The following is a 15027-nucleotide window of genomic DNA, read 5'->3' on the forward strand; positions in this document are numbered from 1 at the left end:
GGAGGTGGTCGTTGCTGTTCGGGATCACTACCGCCGGGCTATTGACGTGTAACCGCGAATTTACCTATTCTCCGGATCACGAAATATTCGGGGAAAATATGAAATCTTTCACCTTACCTCCCGAAAGGGGATCTCCATGTTGAGTCGGCGAGGCATGGTGGCTCTTGCGGTGTCCGCACTGCTTCTCGGAGCCTGCAGTACGACCGGAGACGGCAACGGAGCCCAATCTGGCGCGAGCGCCGGCTCGGACAAGGTCACCTTCGAGTTCTGGAACTTCGCGACGGCGGAACCCCTCAAGGGTTTCTGGGCCGATCGCATCAAGGAGTACCAGGCGGCCCACCCGAACGTCACGATCAAGAACGTCGCGATCGAGAACGACTCCTACAAGCCCAAGCTCGCCACGCTCACCCAGTCGGGCAAGGCGCCCGACCTCTACTCCACCTGGGGCGGCGGCGTCCTGAAGCAGCACATCGAGGCGGGCCTGGTGAAGGACCTGTCCGCGGAGGCCGGCGACGTCATCGGCGGCTTCACCCCGGCGTCACTGTCCGCCTACCAGTTCGACGGCAAGACCTACGGGCTGCCCGTCGACATCGGCATGGTCGGCTTCTGGTACAACAAGGCGCTGTTCAAGAAGGCCGGCATCACCACCCCGCCCGCCACCTGGACCGAGTTCCTGGACGCGGTCAAGAAGCTGAAGGACTCCGGCACCGCCCCGATCGCGCTCGCGGGCAAGGCCAAGTGGCCGGGCCACTACTACTGGGCCTACCTGGCCATGCGGATAGCCGGACTGGACGCGCTCAAGCAGGCCGGCACCACCAACGACTTCACCGGCCCCGACTTCGTCACCGCCGGGCAGCGGCTCAAGGAACTCGTCGACCTCCAGCCGTTCCAGAAGGGCTTCCTGGGCGCCGACTACTCCACCCCCGACGGCCAGGCCGCCAGCGTGAGCAACGGCAAGGCCGCGATGGAGCTGATGGGCCAGTGGGCCCCGTCCGTGCAGAACGACTCGGGCAAGGGCCTCGGCGACGACCTCGGCTTCTTCACCTTCCCCGCGGTGGAGGGCGGCAAGGGATCGGCGGGCGACGCCTTCGGCGGCGGCGGCGGTATGGCCGTGGGCGTGAACGCCCCGCCCGCCGCGCTGGACTTCCTGAAGTTCTCGCTCACGGCGGAGAACCACAGCAAGGCCGTGAAGGCCGGCGGAGTCCTGCCCGTGCTCAAGGAGGGCGAGGAGGCGGCCGTCACCGACCCCCACATCAAGACGGTCTCCGAGACGCTGGCGGCGGCGAGCGGCTTCCAGCTCTACCTCGACCAGGAGTACCCGCCGGCCGTCGGCCAGGAGGTCAACGACGCCGTGGCCGAGCTGATCGGAGGCACCAAGACGCCTGAGGAGGTCGTCAAGGTCATCACCGAGACGGCCAAGGCGGAGTCGGAGTAACCGCCCGGATGAAGACGATGACAGGGCCGGACGCACGTCCGGCCCCTCACGCGGAAAAACCCGCCGCCCGGCGGGGGGCCGACGGCCCCCGCCGGGGGCGCGGCTGGCTCACCGCGATCCTGTTCGTGCTCCCCGCCCTCGTCCTGTTCGTCCTGCTGGTGCTGACGCCGATCCTGGTGGCCGGCTACACCAGCCTCTACAAGTGGAACGGCATCGGCCCGCCGAGCAACTTCATCGGCCTGGACAACTTCACCCGGCTGTTCCAGAGCGACATCTTCATCGGCGACCTGCGCAACGGCGCCATCCTGATCGTGCTGGGCCTGGGAGTGCAGCTACCGCTCTCGCTGGGCCTGGCGGTGATGCTGAACCAGCGAATCCGCGGGCGCGCCTTCTACCGGCTGCTGTTCTTCGCGCCCTACATGCTCTCCGAGGCGATCACCGGCGTGCTGTTCTCGCTGATCCTGTCACCCGAGGCGGGCCTGGCCAACCAGCTGCTCACCTCCTGGGGGCTGGAGCCGTGGTCCTGGCTGTCCGAACCGGACACCGTGATGTTCTCGCTCTTCCTGGTGATCACCTGGAAGTACTTCGGATTCCACATGATCATCTATCTGGCCGGGCTGCAGGGCATCCCCAAGGAGCTGGGCGAGGCGGCCAGGATCGACGGCGCGGGCGGCTGGCAGGTGTTCCGCCACGTCACCCTGCCGCTGCTCGGCCCCACCGTCCGGGTCAGCGTGTTCCTGTCCGTCATCGGCACGATCCAGCTCTTCGACCTGGTCTGGATCCTCACCGAAGGCGGCCCCTCGCACGCCTCGGAGACCATGGCCGTCACCATGTTCGAGTACGGCTTCAAACGCACCCAGATCGGCTACTCCAGCGCGATCAGCGTCGTCATGTTCCTGATCAGCCTCGTCTTCGCCCTCGGCTACCAGCGGTTCGTCCTGCGCCGAGACCTGGAAGGGGCGAGCACCACCATGGGAGACCGCCGATGATCGCCCGGCTCAGGACGTACCCGACGCACGTGATCATCTGGGTCGCGGCCGTCTTCGTCGTCGTCCCCTTCCTGTACGGTCTGCTCGGCGGCTTCAAGTCCTCCAGCCAGCTCTCCGGCAACCCACTGGGCCTGCCCTCCCCGTGGGTCACCGAGAACTACACCGACGTGATCGGTTCCGGCGTGTTCTGGCGCCAGCTCCTCAACAGCCTGTTCATCGCGGTCACGACCACCGTGCTGGTGGTCGGCCTGTCGGCGATGGCCGCCTTCGCCTTCGCCAGGTTCGCCTTCCGAGGCAGGGAGTTCCTGTTCACGCTGTTCGCCATCGGGCTGATGTTCCCCTTCGCGGTGGCGATCCTGCCGCTGTTCGTCCTGCTGCGCACGTTCGGCCTGCTGGACAACCCTCTCGGGGTGATCCTGCCGCAGGCCGCGTTCGGGCTTCCGCTGACCGTCATCATCCTGCGGACGTTCTTCCGATCCATCCCCAAGGAGGTCGAGGAGGCCGCCGTCATCGACGGCTGCAGTCCTTTCGGCTTCTTCTGGAGAGTGCTGCTGCCGATAGCCAGGCCCGCCCTCGCCACCGTCTCGGTGCTGGCGATCGTGGCGAGCTGGAACAACTTCTTCCTGCCGCTGGTGGTCCTCAACGATCCGAACCTGTGGACCCTCCCGCTCGGTGTCCAGGAGTTCCGAGGACAATACATGTCCGACATCGCGAGGATCCTCGCCTACGTCATGGTCTCCATGGTTCCGGCGCTCGCCTTCTACGCCGTCGCCGAGCGTCAGTTGATCAGCGGCCTCACCGCGGGCGCCACCAAGGGCTGACCCGAATCCCATCGTGTAGAGAGTGAGACACCATGACCCTGAGTGTCGCCGGATCCCGTCTCGTCGATTCGGCCGGCACCCCGGTACGGCTGCGTGGAGTGGGCCTCGGGGGCTGGTTGAACATGGAGAACTTCATCACCGGCTACCCGGCCAACGAGTCCGCGATGCGCGAGGCCGTGCGGGAGGTGCTGGGGGAGGAGCGGGCCGAGTTGTTCTTCGACCGCCTGCTCACCTCGTTCTTCGGCGCGGACGACGCCGCGCTGCTGGCCGGCCTCGGCGTCAACTGCGTCCGCATCCCGATCAACTACCGTCACCTGGAGTCCGACGACCGCCCCTTCGAGATCGTCGAGCACGGCTTCCGCCATCTGGACAGGGTGATCGGCCTGCTCGCCGAGCACGGCATCCGCAGCGTCATCGACCTGCACGCCCTGCCCGGGGCGCAGAACCAGCACTGGCACTCCGACAACCCCACCCACATCGCCGCGTTCTGGCAGCACCGGCACTTCCAGGACCGTGCCGTCCACCTGTGGGAGGTCGTGGCCGACCGCTACCGGGACAACCCCTGGGTGGCCGGATACAACCCGATCAACGAGCCGGGCGACTCCAGCGGGCGGGTCGTCGGACCCTTCTACGACCGCCTGGTCAAGGCCGTCCGCGCCGTCGACCCCAAGCACGTGCTGTTCCTGGACGGCAACACCTACTCCACCGACTTCTCGATCTTCCGCGAGGTGTACGAGAACACGGTCTTCGTCTGCCACGACTACGCCCTGGCCGGTTTCGCGCACGGAGGCCCCTACCCGGGCCACACCCGTGGCGAGTGGGTGGACCGGGACCAGCTGGAGCGCTCTTTCGAGCGGCGGACGATCTTCCAGCGGGAGACCGGCACCCCCATCTGGGTGGGCGAGTTCGGCCCCGTCTACACCGGCACCCCGGAGATCGACCGGCAGCGCTACCAGATCCTGCGCGACCAGCTGGAGATCTTCGATTCCTACGAGGCCGGCTGGTCGCTGTGGACCTACAAGGACGTCGGGCTGCAGGGCCTGGTCAGCGCGGGTGAGCCGTACATGAGCCGCTTCGGTGCCTTCATCGCGAAGAAGGGACGGCTGGGCGCCGACCGGTGGGGCTCGACGATGGAGGAGTCGGCGAGCGAGCTCGCCCCCCTGCATCGGCTGATGGAGACCGAGTTCCCCACCTGGAATCCCTACCCGTGGGGCGCCCGCTACCAGATCGACGACCTGATCCGGCACATCCTCATCGCCCAGGCGCTGCTGCCCGAATACGCCGACCTGCTGCGCGGCTGCTCCGACGAGGAACTCACCGCCCTGGCCGACTCCTTCGCGCTGGAGCGGTGCGTCCGGCGGCAGCCGCTGCTGGACCTGCTCGCCGAGAACCTGCGCGGTGAAGCCCCTGGCGACGACGCCTGACTACCCCGCGGGGGTGCGACATCCCCGCGTGGTGGGGAGGTGGGTCAGGCGGGTGTCCGGCCGGTGCCGTTGAGCGCGTCGTTCAGTGCCGCCACCTGGTGTCGCATGAAGGCGCGTGAGACGGCGGCCTTGCTCTGGATCACGTCGAAGCTGTGGTAGGCGCCGGGCACCACGTGCAGCGTGCAGGGGACGCCGGCCTGCCGCAGCCGTTCGGCGTAGGCGACGTTCTCGTCGTGGAACAGATCGTTGGTGCCGACGCCGATCCAGGCGGGCGGAAGTCCCGCGAGGTCCTCGTAGCGGGCCGGCGCGGCCAGCGGAGGCACGTCGCCGGTGGCCGCGGGGCCGAGGTAGGCGTGCCAGCCGAAGCGGTTGTTCTCCTGGCTCCAGATGCGGAGCCCGCGCCGGTCGACGTCGGTCCGCGCCGTGGTCCGGTCGTCGATCATCGGGTAGGACAGCATCTGCAACACCGGCTTCACCTCGGCGCGCTCCCTGGCGAGCAGCGCCAGCGCGGCGGCGAGCCCGCCGCCGGCGCTCTCGCCGGCGATCGCGATGCGCGCCGGGTCGACGTCGGGTTGTCCGGCCAGCCAGCGCAGCGCCGTGTGGCAGTCGTGCAGCGGTGTCGGGAACGGGTGCTCCGGCGCCCGCCGGTATTCCACCGACGCCGCGACGACCTCCAGCCGCTCGGCGACGTGGCGGCACATGGAGTCTCCCATCGCGGCGGTGCCCGAGACGTATCCGCCGCCGTGGATCCACAGCAGAGCCGGTGCGGGGTTCCTGGCCGACGCCGGCCGGAAGACGCGCACGGAGACGTCGGCGTCGACGCGCACGATCGTCCCCTTCGAGGGGGGCCTGCTCCCGCTGAGCCCTTCCAGCCTGCGGACCAGGCCGAGGGTACGCGGACTGACCACCGAGCGCGGCAGGAACCGCGCCATGCGCAGGTCGGGATTGAAGAGGGGCCCTGACATCGCTGACATCGCTGTCGCCTCCTTCTCTGGCGGGTCGTACCTGGACGGCGCCCGCCGACCGAGTTCGGCCACCCGGTGCCGGGAATGCCGCCCACGATAAAGTGGAATGTCTGGCGAATTAGGTAGATATCCGGCTGCCTGCCAGGCGGATGGAGACGAGCGCCTCACCCCGGCCGCCGGGGGAGGGCTCCTAATCCTCCTCGGTGAACACGATCTCGCGGCGCCTGCGGATCGCCGGCAGGACGGTGACGACGAGCGCCGCCGCGGCCAGGGCGAGGAGCGTCGCGGAGATCGGCCGGGTGAGGAAGACCGACGCGTCGCCGCGGGAGATGATGAGCGCCCGCCGCAGGTTCTCCTCGAGCAGCGGGCCGAGGACGAAGCCGAGCAGCAGTGGCGCGGGCTCGCAGCCACACTTGATCAGAAGGTAGCCCAGGATCCCGAAGAACACGATCGCGTAGACGTCGTAGGCGTTGAACGCCAGGGAGTACGTGCCGATCGCGGCGAACAGGATGATCATCGGGAAGAGCACCTGGTACGGGATGCGCAGCATGCGCACCCAGAGGCCGATCAGCGGCAGGTTCAGCAGCACGAGCAGCACGTTGCCGATCCACATCGACGCGATCAGGCCCCAGAACAGCGCCGGCTCGTCGGTGATGACGTTCGGGCCGGGGGTGATGCCGTGGACGATGAACGCGCCGACCATCAGCGCCATCACCGGGTGGGCGGGCAGGCCCAGGGTGAGCAGCGGGATGAACGACGTCTGCGCCGCGGCGTTGTTCGCCGACTCGGGGCCGGCGACGCCCTCGATCGCGCCGTGCCCGAACTCCTGCCCCCGCCTTGAGATCCGCTTCTCGACGGCGTACGAGGTGAACGAGGCCAACACGTGGCCACCGCCGGGCAGGACGCCGAGCGCGGAGCCGAGAGCGGTGCCGCGCAGGATCGGGCCGACGATCCGGCGCCGGTCCTCGCGGGTCGGCCAGAGGTTCCTCACCCTGTCGGCGATCGCCGCGGTAGTCCGTTCGTTCTCCAGGTTGCGCAGGATCTCGGCGACCCCGAACACCCCGACGGCGACCGACACGAAGTCGATGCCGCCGTACAGCTCGCGCCGGTCGAACACGAACCGGGGCGTGCCGGTGTAGATGTCCTGGCCGACCGTGCCGAACAGGACACCGAGCCCGATCATCGCCAGTGCCTTGAGCGCCGCGCCGCGCGCCAGCGCGATCGACACGATCAGGCCGAGCAGCACCAGCGAGAAGTACTCCGCGGGGCCGAACGTCAACGCGACGCGGGCGAGCGGCGGGGCCGCGACGGCGAGTACGACGGTGGCGACCGTGCCCGCGAAGAAGGATCCGATCGCGGCGGTGGCCAGCGCCGCGCCGGCCCGGCCCTGCCGGGCCATCTCGTGCCCGTCCAGCGCGGTGACCGCCGCCGACGACTCGCCGGGCAGGTTGATCAGGATGGCGGTCGTCGAGCCGCCGTACTGCGCGCCGTAGTAGATGCCCGCCAGCATGATCAACGCCGTCACCGGCTCGAAGCCGAACGTGATCGGCAGCAGCATCGCCACCGTCGCCGTCGGCCCGATGCCGGGCAGTACGCCGACCGCCGTCCCGAGCAGCACCCCGACGAAGCAGTAGAGGACGTTCTGCAGGAGCAGGGCGGTGGAGAGGCCCAGCGCGAGGTTGTCGAGAAGTTCCATGCCTCAATCCGGATGCCGCGTCAGAACCCCAGCCACGGGCCCCACAGCGGGATCCGCAGCTGAAGTCCGACGACGAAGATGAGCGTGGCGGCCGCGGTGAGCCCGGCGGCCACGGCGACGGCGGTGAGCGGCCGTACGCGCGAGTCGGCCAGCGCGGTGAGCAGGGCGGTCGCCGCCGACGCCGGTACGAATCCAAGGCCCCGGGCGGTGAGGCCGAAGAACACGAGCGCGAGCGTGATGACGGCGGCCGCACGCCAGGGGACCGGCCCGAACGAGATCATCTCGCCGGCGACGAGCCCTTTGACGACGATCGCCAGGCCCAGGACCGTCACGATCGCGCCGGCCAGCAGCGGGAAGGCGCCGGGGCCCATCCGCAGCGGGGTGCCCGGCTCGTGGCCGAGCGATCCCGCCACGAACGCGCCACCGATCAGCACGAAGACTCCTCCGGCGAGGATGTCGGGGAGGGATCTGCGGCGCTCCACCTCAGGAGGCCTTGACGCCGGCGTCGGCGATGACCTTGGCCCAGGTGCCGAGTTGCTCTTCGAGTTTGGCCCGTAGCGCCTGCGGGGTCGCGTCCTCGGCCGGGACCGGTACGGTGCCGAGCTTGGCCATCTGCTCGACGACTCCCTGGTCGGCCAGTGCCGTCTTCAGCGCCTCGGACAGTTTCCGAACGGCGTCCTGCGGGGTGCCGGCCGGGACGTAGAGGCCGTGCCATACGCTGACCTGGAGTGCGGGCAGCCCGGCCTCGGCCGTGGTGGGCAGCTCCGGCAGGCTCTTCACCCGCTCCGGCGTGGTGACCGCGTACGCCTTCACCTCACCGGCAGAGATCTGGCCGCTGGTGTTGGTCGTCTGGTCGCACATGAAGTCGACCTGGCCGCCGACGAGGTCGGTCAGCGCGGGGCCGGTGCCCTGGTAGGGAACCTCCTGGAGCTTGACGCCCGCGGCGGTCTGGAAGAGCAGGCCGCACAGGTGGGAGGCGGCGCCGATGCCCGCGTTGGCCAGCGTGACCTCGCCGGCGTTCGCCTTCACATGGGTGACGAGGTCCTGGAGCGTCGCGGGCGCGAAGTCCTTGCGGGCGACGACCGTCATCGGCACCTCGGTGACGAGCCCGACCATCTCGAAGTCCTCAAGCGGCCGGTAACCCAGGTTCTGGTAGAGGGCGGGCGCCGTCGACATGCCGATGTGGTGCATGAGCACCGTGTAGCCGTCGGGGGCGGCCCGCGCGACCTCGCCGGCGCCGACCGTGCCGCCCGCGCCCTCGACGTTCTGGACGACGATCTTGGCGCCGAGCTTGGCGGCCATCGGTTCGGCGATCATGCGGGTGACGGTGTCGGTCGGGCCGCCCGCGCTGAACGGTACGACGAACGTGATGTTCTGGTCCGGGTAGCCACCGGCGGCGGTGCCTCCGCCGGTGGCGCCCCCGTTACCCGAGCAGGCGGCGACAAGTGAGACGACGCCGATCGTGGCGATCAGCCGTGCGATGGCCCGATGTCTGCCGGTCGTTCTCATGTCGAGGCCTCCTCGTTGGCGCACGCGCATCTGCCGGTATACGCGCGGCCTCAGTCTCGACCGACGAGGGCGCGAATAGTGTCAGAGAAATCCCAAGAATGCGATGGATGTCAGAGAAATCCAAAAAAGTGAAGGGATGACCAAAAGCCGATCCTCACCGTAAAATCCGCCGGTATGCGGATCACCATCATTGAGGATGACGACCGCGTGGCGCGGGGTCTGGTCACCGTCCTGGCCCAGGCGGGCTTCGAGGTCCACCGCATCGCCACCGCCGCGGAGGCCGTACGCGCGGCCCCTTCCGATGTGGTTCTCGTCGACCTGGGCCTGCCCGACGGCGACGGGCTCGACGTGATCCGCAGGCTGCGCGACCGCCCGGAGACCGCGGTCATCGCCGTGACGGCACGATCGGAGGAGCACGAGCGGGTCCGCGGCCTGCGCGCCGGCGCCGACGACTACATCGTGAAGCCGTTCGGCATACCGGAGCTGCTGGCCAGGATCGACGCCGTCCTGCGGCGCACCCGGGTGGCCCGTGCGCTGAGCCACCCCGACGAGCCGCTCGTCCTCGGCCCGATGCGGATCGCCGCCGGCACCCGCGAGGTCACCGTCGGCGGCACGCCCGTGACGCTGACCCGCAAGGAGTTCGAGCTGCTCCTGCTGCTGGCCCGGCGGGCTCCGAACGTGGTGAGCCGCGACGTCATCCTCGACCAGATCTGGGGTGCGACCTGGGAGTCCTCCAGCCGCACCCTGGACACCCACATCGCGGCGCTGCGGCACAAGATCGGGCCGGCCGTGCTCATCCGCACGATCCACGGGGTCGGCTATCGGCTCCTGGCCGACCAGCCGGAGCTGATCGGCTGACGCGCCGTGCACCGTCGCCTGCTCGTCGTCCTCGTCCCCCTCGCGGTGCTGCTCGTCGCGGCGCTCGGGGTGCCGCTCGGCGTCACCGTGGCCGAGCGGGAGATGCAGGAGACCTACGTCGATCGGCTCAACGACGTCGGCCGGTTCGCCTCGCTCGCCGACACCGCGTTGACGACCGGGCGGACCGAGGCGCTCCAACAGGAGCTGGCGCGCTACCACGAGCTGTACGACATCCCGGCCGCGGTGATCGACACCTCGGGTACGGTGCTGCTCGGGCCGGCCGCCGCGTACCGGCGGGCGGCGCGGGCCGAGCGGGCGCTGCCCAGGATCGTGACCGCGGCGCTGGCCGGGGCGAGGTCCGAGCCCTCCGGGGAGTGGGCGCCGTGGGACGGCTCCGCGCTCGTGGTCGCGGAGCCGGTGGGCAGGGACAGCGAGGTCGTCGGAGCCGTCGTGACGATCTCCGGCCTGTCGAAGACGCGCCATCGCATCCTCGTGCGATGGGCCTGGCTCGCGGGGCTCGGGCTGCTTCCGCTGGTCGCGCTGGTGGCCGTCGCCTGGCCGGTCTCGGCGTGGGTGCTGCGCCCGGTGCGGGAACTGGACGCGGCGAGCTCGCGGATCTCACGGGGCGACCTCACCATCCGGGCGGACGCCGAGGCCGGTCCGGTCGAGCTGCGGCGGCTGGCGGAGTCGTTCAACACCATGATGGACGCGGTCGAGAACGCCGTGCAGCGGCAGCGGGCGTTCGTGTCCGACGCCTCACACCAGTTGCGCAATCCGCTCACCAGCCTCCGGCTCGCCGTGGAGAGCCTGGAGCCGCACCTGCGCGAGGCCGGCGGCGGGCGGCAGGTCTACGACGTCGCCGTCGACGAGTTGAAGGCGATGCAGCGGATGCTGAACTCGCTGCAGGCCAGCGCGCGGATGGAGAGCATACGCACCGCGTCGCCGGTGGATCTCGACGCGGTGCTGGCGACCCGGGTGGACCGGTGGCAGGCGCTGACGGCGACGGCGGGGCAGAGGCTGGCGGTCGACGTGCCGTCGGGGCTGCGGCTGCTGGAGCCGACGGGCGGGCTGGGCAGCATCCTGGACGAGCTGATCAGCAACGCGTTGCGGTTGTCGGGCGCGCGGGTGGTGGAGGTGCGGGCCGGATTCGTCCCCGGAGGTACGGGCGCCGGGGACGTGGTCACGATCACCGTCCGTGACGACGGCGAGGGGATCGACGCCTCCGAACGGGTCCAGGCGCTGGGCAGGTTCTGGCGGTCACCGCGGCACCAGAACGTGCCGGGGACCGGCCTGGGGCTGGCGATCTGCGCCGACCTGGTCGGGGCGGCCGGGGGCGAGCTGCGGCTGGAGGACGGGTTGCCGCGTCCGGACGGGTCCGGGTACGGATTCGCCGCGGTGGTCGTGCTGCCGGCCGTCTCGGGGCGGGAGCCGCCGCCTGAGGACCGGGCTCCTTCGCGCGTCTGAGGCTCCGGTTCCCTCGTGCGTCCGGGGTCGCGCGTCTGAGAATCCGGTTCCGTCGCGCGTTCGAGGTCGTGCGCTTGAGGCTCCGGTTCCGTCGCGGGCCCGCGCCGTCCGGGGTCAGCGCTTGCGGTCGCGGAACCAGGCGGCGGCTCCCGGATGGAGCGGGATCGACGCGGTGGAGATCCCGGTACGCACGTTGATCTGCCACGCCTCCGGAACGGCCTCGGCGTCGTCGCGGCTGGCGGAGATGATCGTGCCGGTGTGCGTGAAGATCGTGTCGGTGATGGCCTGGACCAGGCCGTCGGGCAGGTCGTCGCGTACGAGGAGCACGTTCGGCACGGCGACGGTGCGGGTGGCCGGGACGCCGGTGTAGGCGGTCGCGGGGATCGTGGCCGGAGCGTAGGGGCCGGGAAACGCGGCGAAGAGCGCGTCGGCCTGCGCGTCCAGGGGGATCAGCCGGATCGGGTGGCGTCGCGCCAGCTCCGTGACGGCGGGTGTCGGGACGCCGGTCAGGGAGAACATCGCGTCGATCTCGCCGTCGCGCAGCGCCGCCGCCGACTCGGCCTGGCTGAGGTAGCGGCCGTCGGTCCTCATCCGGCCGAGCTCCAGAACCCGCAGCGACGTGAACTCGGTGCCCGATTCGTGAGCGCCGAGGGACACACGCCTGCCGTGGAGATCCCGGAACTCTCCGATCTCGGAACCGGCCATGACCACGAGATGCAGGTGGCTGTCGTAGAGCCGGCATATCGCCGAGAGCCCCGCGGGCGCGCTGCCGTCGGTCGTGATCAGCGCGTCCAGACTCGTCAGCCCGAGGTGCACCTCGCCGGCCCGCAGCATCCGGATGTTGTCGGCCGACGCCCGGCTCGGCACGGTGACCAGGGTGACGCCCGGCACCCGCTCGGAGACGTGTTCGGCGAGCGCGCCGCCGATGCGCCGGTACACCGCCCCGGCCGGTCCGGTGGCGAGGCGCAGGTGGACCGTGTCGGCCTCGGGCTGCCGGGAGCAGCCGGCGAGCAGCCCTCCGGCGGCCAGGAGCACCGCCCTCCGGCTGAACCGCGGCTCCGGATTCAGCGGCATGGGGAGATGATACGGACGGCGGCCCCGGTTTGTGGATCTTTCGCTCCGGTCAACCGGAGAGGGAGGTTCTCAGCGGGCCGAAGGCTTCGGGAGGCCCCGGGAGGTCACGGTCCGCGGATCTCTTCCCTTGGCCAACGGCTGGCCTTTCGCTCTTGTTATCGCCAACAATTAGAGTCGCCCGCCTTTGCGGTGATCCACGAGTTTGGCGATCTCGCGCCGGAGGCCGGTGCGGGTCGCGCATGAGTCGCACATGAGTCGCAGTATGAGTCGCACATGAGGAGACCTTCGTGCTGTCCGCGCACCTCACCCTCGACCCCGCGTTCAGGGTGGCCCCCGTCCACCGGCGCACCTTCGGGACGTTCGTCGAACACCTCGGCCGATGCGTCTACACCGGCATCTACGAACCCGGCCACCCCACCGCCGACGAGGAGGGCTTCCGGGGAGACGTGCTGGAGCTCACCCGCGAGCTGGGCGCGACCACGGCCCGCTACCCCGGCGGGAACTTCGTGTCCGGATACCGCTGGGAGGACGGCGTCGGTCCCAGGAGCGAACGGCCCCGGCGGCTCGACCTGGCCTGGCACAGCACGGAGACCAACGAGTTCGGCCTGGACGAGTTCGTCGCCTGGACGCGCAAGGCCGAGCTGGAGCCGATGATGGCCGTCAACCTCGGCACCCGGGGAGTCGCCGAGGCGCTGGACCTGCTGGAGTACTGCAACATCGAGTCCGGGACCCACCTGTCGGACCTGCGCGTCGCCCACGGCGCCAAAAGGCCGCACGACATCCGGATGTGGTGCCTGGGCAACGAGATGGACGGCCCGTGGCAGATCGGCCACATGGGCGCCCGCGAGTACGGGCGGCTGGCCGCCGGGACCGCCCGCGCCATGCGCATGATCGATCCGGCCCTGGAACTCGTCGCCTGCGGGAGCTCGGGTTCGGGCATGCCCACCTTCGGCGCGTGGGAGTCCACCGTGCTGGAGGAGACCTACGACCTGGTGGACTTCATCTCCTGCCACGCCTACTACGAGGAGCACGACGGCGACCTGGCGAGCTTCCTCGCCTCGGCGGCCGACATGGACCACTTCATCGACGCGGTGGTGGCGACGGCCGACAGCGTGGGCGCCCGGCTCAGAAGCAAGAAGAAGATCAACATCTCGTTCGACGAGTGGAACGTCTGGTACCTGTCCCGCTTCCAGAACGCAGAACCGCCGCGCGACTGGCCGGTCGCCCCGCCGCTGCTCGAAGACCACTACCACCTGGCCGACGCGGTGACCTTCGGCGGGTTGCTGATCTCGCTGCTGCGCCACAGCGACAGGGTGACGTCCGCCTGCCTGGCCCAGCTGGTCAACGTGATCGCCCCCATCATGACCGAACCGGGCGGCAGGGCCTGGAGGCAGACCACCTTCCACCCCTTCGCCCAGGCCTCCCGGTACGCGGCGGGTCAGGTGCTGCGGGTCGAGCCCGCCTCTCCCACCCACGAGACCGCGAGGTTCGGAGAGGTCGCCGCCCTCGACGCCGTCGCCACCCACGACGAGGAGAGCGGCGCCATCACGCTGTTCGCCGTCAACCGCTCGACCGACCGGCCGCTCACCCTCACCGCCGACCTGCGCGCCCTCGGCCCGGTGCGGCTGGCCGGGGCCACGGTGCTGTCCGGTCCCGACCCCTACGCCCGCAACACCGCCGACGCCCCGGACACGGTGGCCCCCCGTACGAACACCGAGGCCCGCCTGGACGCCGGGACCCTGGAGGTCACGCTGCCCGCCGTCTCGTGGAACGTGATCCGTCTCCTTCGCGCCTGAACCGTCCGTCCCCTTGCCGTCCGCTCACCGACGGCAAGGGGACGGCAAGGGGACGGACGGCAGGGTGCGGCTACTTGCTGAACCCTGCCGTCAGGCCGCTGAGCAGCTGGCGGCGGCCGACCACGTACAGGATCAGGATGGGCAGCGTGGTCAGCACGACCGAGGCGAGCACGGCCGGCACGTTCACGCTGTACTGCCCCTGGAAGGTCCACAGCGCGAGCGGAAGCGTGCGCTTGTCGGGGCTCTGGGTGAGGATGAGCGGCAGCAGGAACCCGTTCCAGACCGTCAGCGCGTTGTAGATCGTCACCGTCACGACGGCCGGCATGGTGAGCGGGAGGGCGAGTCGCCAGAGCGTCGCCATCTCGCTCGCGCCGTCCAGCCGCATCGACTCGAACAGCTCCTTGGGCACGTCACGGATGAAGTTCGACAGGACCAGCACCGAGAGCGGGATCGCGAAGGCGATCGACGGCAGGATCAGCGCCGTCAGCGAGTCGTAGAGCTGCAGCCGGATGATGATCAGGTAGATCGGGATGATGGTCGCCTGCAACGGGATGGCCAGGCCCATGAGGAAGAGCGAGTTCACCCTGCGCAGGAAACCGAAGATGGTGCTGCCCCGGACGATCGCGTACGCCGCCATGAACGCGACCGCGACCGCGGGGACGACCGCGCCGATGGTCACGATGAGGCTATTGACGAAGTACAGCGGGAAGTCGGACTCGACGACCATCCGGTAGTTGTCGAGGGTCGGCTCGGTGGGCGGCGCCAGCGGGTTGCTGGCGTAGTAGCTGCTCTGGGCCTTGAAGCTGGTGATGACGATCCAGTAGATCGGCACGATCACGACCGCGAGCCACAGCCAGCCCGCGATCCCGCCCAGCCAGTTGGGGCGCTCACCGAGTGCCCGCGACTGCTTCCCGTTGCGTGCCGGCGGCCGGCGCCGGTGTCCCGCCCCGAGCGTCTCGGTCCGCTTGAGCCCCGTGGGGGTCGTCAAGCTCATGG

13 protein-coding genes are annotated in these 15027 nt (G+C 69.9%); 7 read left to right on the forward strand and 6 right to left on the reverse strand.

Features of this window, described 5'->3' with window-relative positions; all coding sequences use genetic code 11:
- Positions 1-136: 136 nt before the first annotated feature.
- Genes ACFY3D_RS18065 through ACFY3D_RS18080 form a run of 4 tightly spaced genes read left to right on the forward strand, consistent with a single transcriptional unit; the run spans position 137 to position 4669 of the window.
- Positions 137-1435 carry an extracellular solute-binding protein gene (locus tag ACFY3D_RS18065; RefSeq protein WP_389980680.1) on the forward strand — a complete coding sequence of 433 codons (1299 nt, stop codon included), beginning with the start codon at positions 137-139 and terminating at the stop codon, positions 1433-1435.
- A gap of 8 nt (positions 1436-1443) precedes the next feature.
- A complete protein-coding gene (locus tag ACFY3D_RS18070) occupies positions 1444-2424 on the forward strand; it encodes a carbohydrate ABC transporter permease (RefSeq protein WP_389980682.1) in 981 nt (326 codons plus the stop codon).
- On the forward strand, positions 2421-3245 hold the full coding sequence (locus ACFY3D_RS18075) for a carbohydrate ABC transporter permease (RefSeq protein WP_389980684.1): 825 nt from the start codon (positions 2421-2423) through the stop codon (positions 3243-3245). The genes ACFY3D_RS18070 and ACFY3D_RS18075 overlap by 4 nt, the downstream gene beginning before the upstream one ends.
- Before the next feature lie 32 nt (positions 3246-3277).
- Entirely contained in the window at positions 3278-4669 is a 1392-nt protein-coding gene (locus tag ACFY3D_RS18080) for a glycoside hydrolase family 5 protein (RefSeq protein ID WP_389980686.1), read from the forward strand.
- Between the two features lie 44 nt (positions 4670-4713).
- On the opposite strand, the gene ACFY3D_RS18085 is transcribed toward ACFY3D_RS18080, so the two are convergent.
- From ACFY3D_RS18085 to ACFY3D_RS18100, 4 genes are all read right to left on the reverse strand, one after another.
- Entirely contained in the window at positions 4714-5643 is a 930-nt protein-coding gene (locus ACFY3D_RS18085; protein WP_362897153.1) for an alpha/beta hydrolase, read from the reverse strand.
- A gap of 181 nt (positions 5644-5824) precedes the next feature.
- Positions 5825-7330, reverse strand: coding sequence for a tripartite tricarboxylate transporter permease (locus tag ACFY3D_RS18090; RefSeq protein WP_389980688.1), 1506 nt, complete (start codon positions 7328-7330; stop codon positions 5825-5827).
- A 20-nt stretch (positions 7331-7350) separates the two neighbouring features.
- Positions 7351-7812 carry a tripartite tricarboxylate transporter TctB family protein gene (locus tag ACFY3D_RS18095; protein ID WP_389980690.1) on the reverse strand — a complete coding sequence of 154 codons (462 nt, stop codon included), beginning with the start codon at positions 7810-7812 and terminating at the stop codon, positions 7351-7353.
- 1 nt (position 7813) lies between these two features.
- Entirely contained in the window at positions 7814-8839 is a 1026-nt protein-coding gene (locus ACFY3D_RS18100) for a tripartite tricarboxylate transporter substrate-binding protein (protein WP_350943917.1), read from the reverse strand.
- 174 nt (positions 8840-9013) lie between these two features.
- On the opposite strand from ACFY3D_RS18100, the gene ACFY3D_RS18105 reads away from it, so the two are divergent.
- Both ACFY3D_RS18105 and ACFY3D_RS18110 read left to right on the forward strand, forming a co-directional pair.
- On the forward strand, positions 9014-9697 hold the full coding sequence (locus ACFY3D_RS18105) for a response regulator transcription factor (RefSeq protein WP_389980692.1): 684 nt from the start codon (positions 9014-9016) through the stop codon (positions 9695-9697).
- Between the two features lie 6 nt (positions 9698-9703).
- Positions 9704-11161: an ATP-binding protein gene (locus ACFY3D_RS18110; RefSeq protein ID WP_389980694.1), complete on the forward strand. Its 1458-nt coding sequence runs from the start codon at positions 9704-9706 to the stop codon at positions 11159-11161.
- 114 nt (positions 11162-11275) lie between these two features.
- Here ACFY3D_RS18110 and ACFY3D_RS18115 read toward each other — a convergent pair whose 3' ends face one another.
- Positions 11276-12235, reverse strand: coding sequence for a TAXI family TRAP transporter solute-binding subunit (locus ACFY3D_RS18115; RefSeq protein WP_389980696.1), 960 nt, complete (start codon positions 12233-12235; stop codon positions 11276-11278).
- 287 nt (positions 12236-12522) lie between these two features.
- On the opposite strand from ACFY3D_RS18115, the gene ACFY3D_RS18120 reads away from it, so the two are divergent.
- Complete coding sequence (locus ACFY3D_RS18120; protein ID WP_389980698.1) at positions 12523-14031, forward strand: alpha-N-arabinofuranosidase; 1509 nt, start codon at positions 12523-12525, stop codon at positions 14029-14031.
- Between the two features lie 70 nt (positions 14032-14101).
- On the opposite strand, the gene ACFY3D_RS18125 is transcribed toward ACFY3D_RS18120, so the two are convergent.
- Complete coding sequence (locus tag ACFY3D_RS18125; protein WP_389980700.1) at positions 14102-15025, reverse strand: carbohydrate ABC transporter permease; 924 nt, start codon at positions 15023-15025, stop codon at positions 14102-14104.
- Between the last annotated feature and the right edge of the window lie 2 nt (positions 15026-15027).

The sequence above is a fragment of the Streptosporangium sp. NPDC000509 genome, assembly GCF_042898365.1.
GTDB lineage: Bacteria > Actinomycetota > Actinomycetes > Streptosporangiales > Streptosporangiaceae > Streptosporangium.

Excerpts from the sequence above, each read along its gene's own strand:
- ACFY3D_RS18065 (WP_389980680.1), top strand. The coding sequence starts at position 137 with ATGTTGAGTCGGCGAGGCATGGTGGCTCTTGCGGTGTCCGCACTGCTT.
- ACFY3D_RS18070 (WP_389980682.1), top strand. The coding sequence starts at position 1,444 with ATGAAGACGATGACAGGGCCGGACGCACGTCCGGCCCCTCACGCGGAA.
- ACFY3D_RS18075 (WP_389980684.1), top strand. The coding sequence starts at position 2,421 with ATGATCGCCCGGCTCAGGACGTACCCGACGCACGTGATCATCTGGGTC.
- ACFY3D_RS18080 (WP_389980686.1), top strand. The coding sequence starts at position 3,278 with ATGACCCTGAGTGTCGCCGGATCCCGTCTCGTCGATTCGGCCGGCACC.
- ACFY3D_RS18085 (WP_362897153.1), bottom strand. The coding sequence starts at position 5,643 with ATGTCAGCGATGTCAGGGCCCCTCTTCAATCCCGACCTGCGCATGGCG.
- ACFY3D_RS18090 (WP_389980688.1), bottom strand. The coding sequence starts at position 7,330 with ATGGAACTTCTCGACAACCTCGCGCTGGGCCTCTCCACCGCCCTGCTC.
- ACFY3D_RS18100 (WP_350943917.1), bottom strand. The coding sequence starts at position 8,839 with ATGAGAACGACCGGCAGACATCGGGCCATCGCACGGCTGATCGCCACG.
- ACFY3D_RS18105 (WP_389980692.1), top strand. The coding sequence starts at position 9,014 with ATGCGGATCACCATCATTGAGGATGACGACCGCGTGGCGCGGGGTCTG.
- ACFY3D_RS18115 (WP_389980696.1), bottom strand. The coding sequence starts at position 12,235 with ATGCCGCTGAATCCGGAGCCGCGGTTCAGCCGGAGGGCGGTGCTCCTG.
- ACFY3D_RS18125 (WP_389980700.1), bottom strand. The coding sequence starts at position 15,025 with ATGAGCTTGACGACCCCCACGGGGCTCAAGCGGACCGAGACGCTCGGG.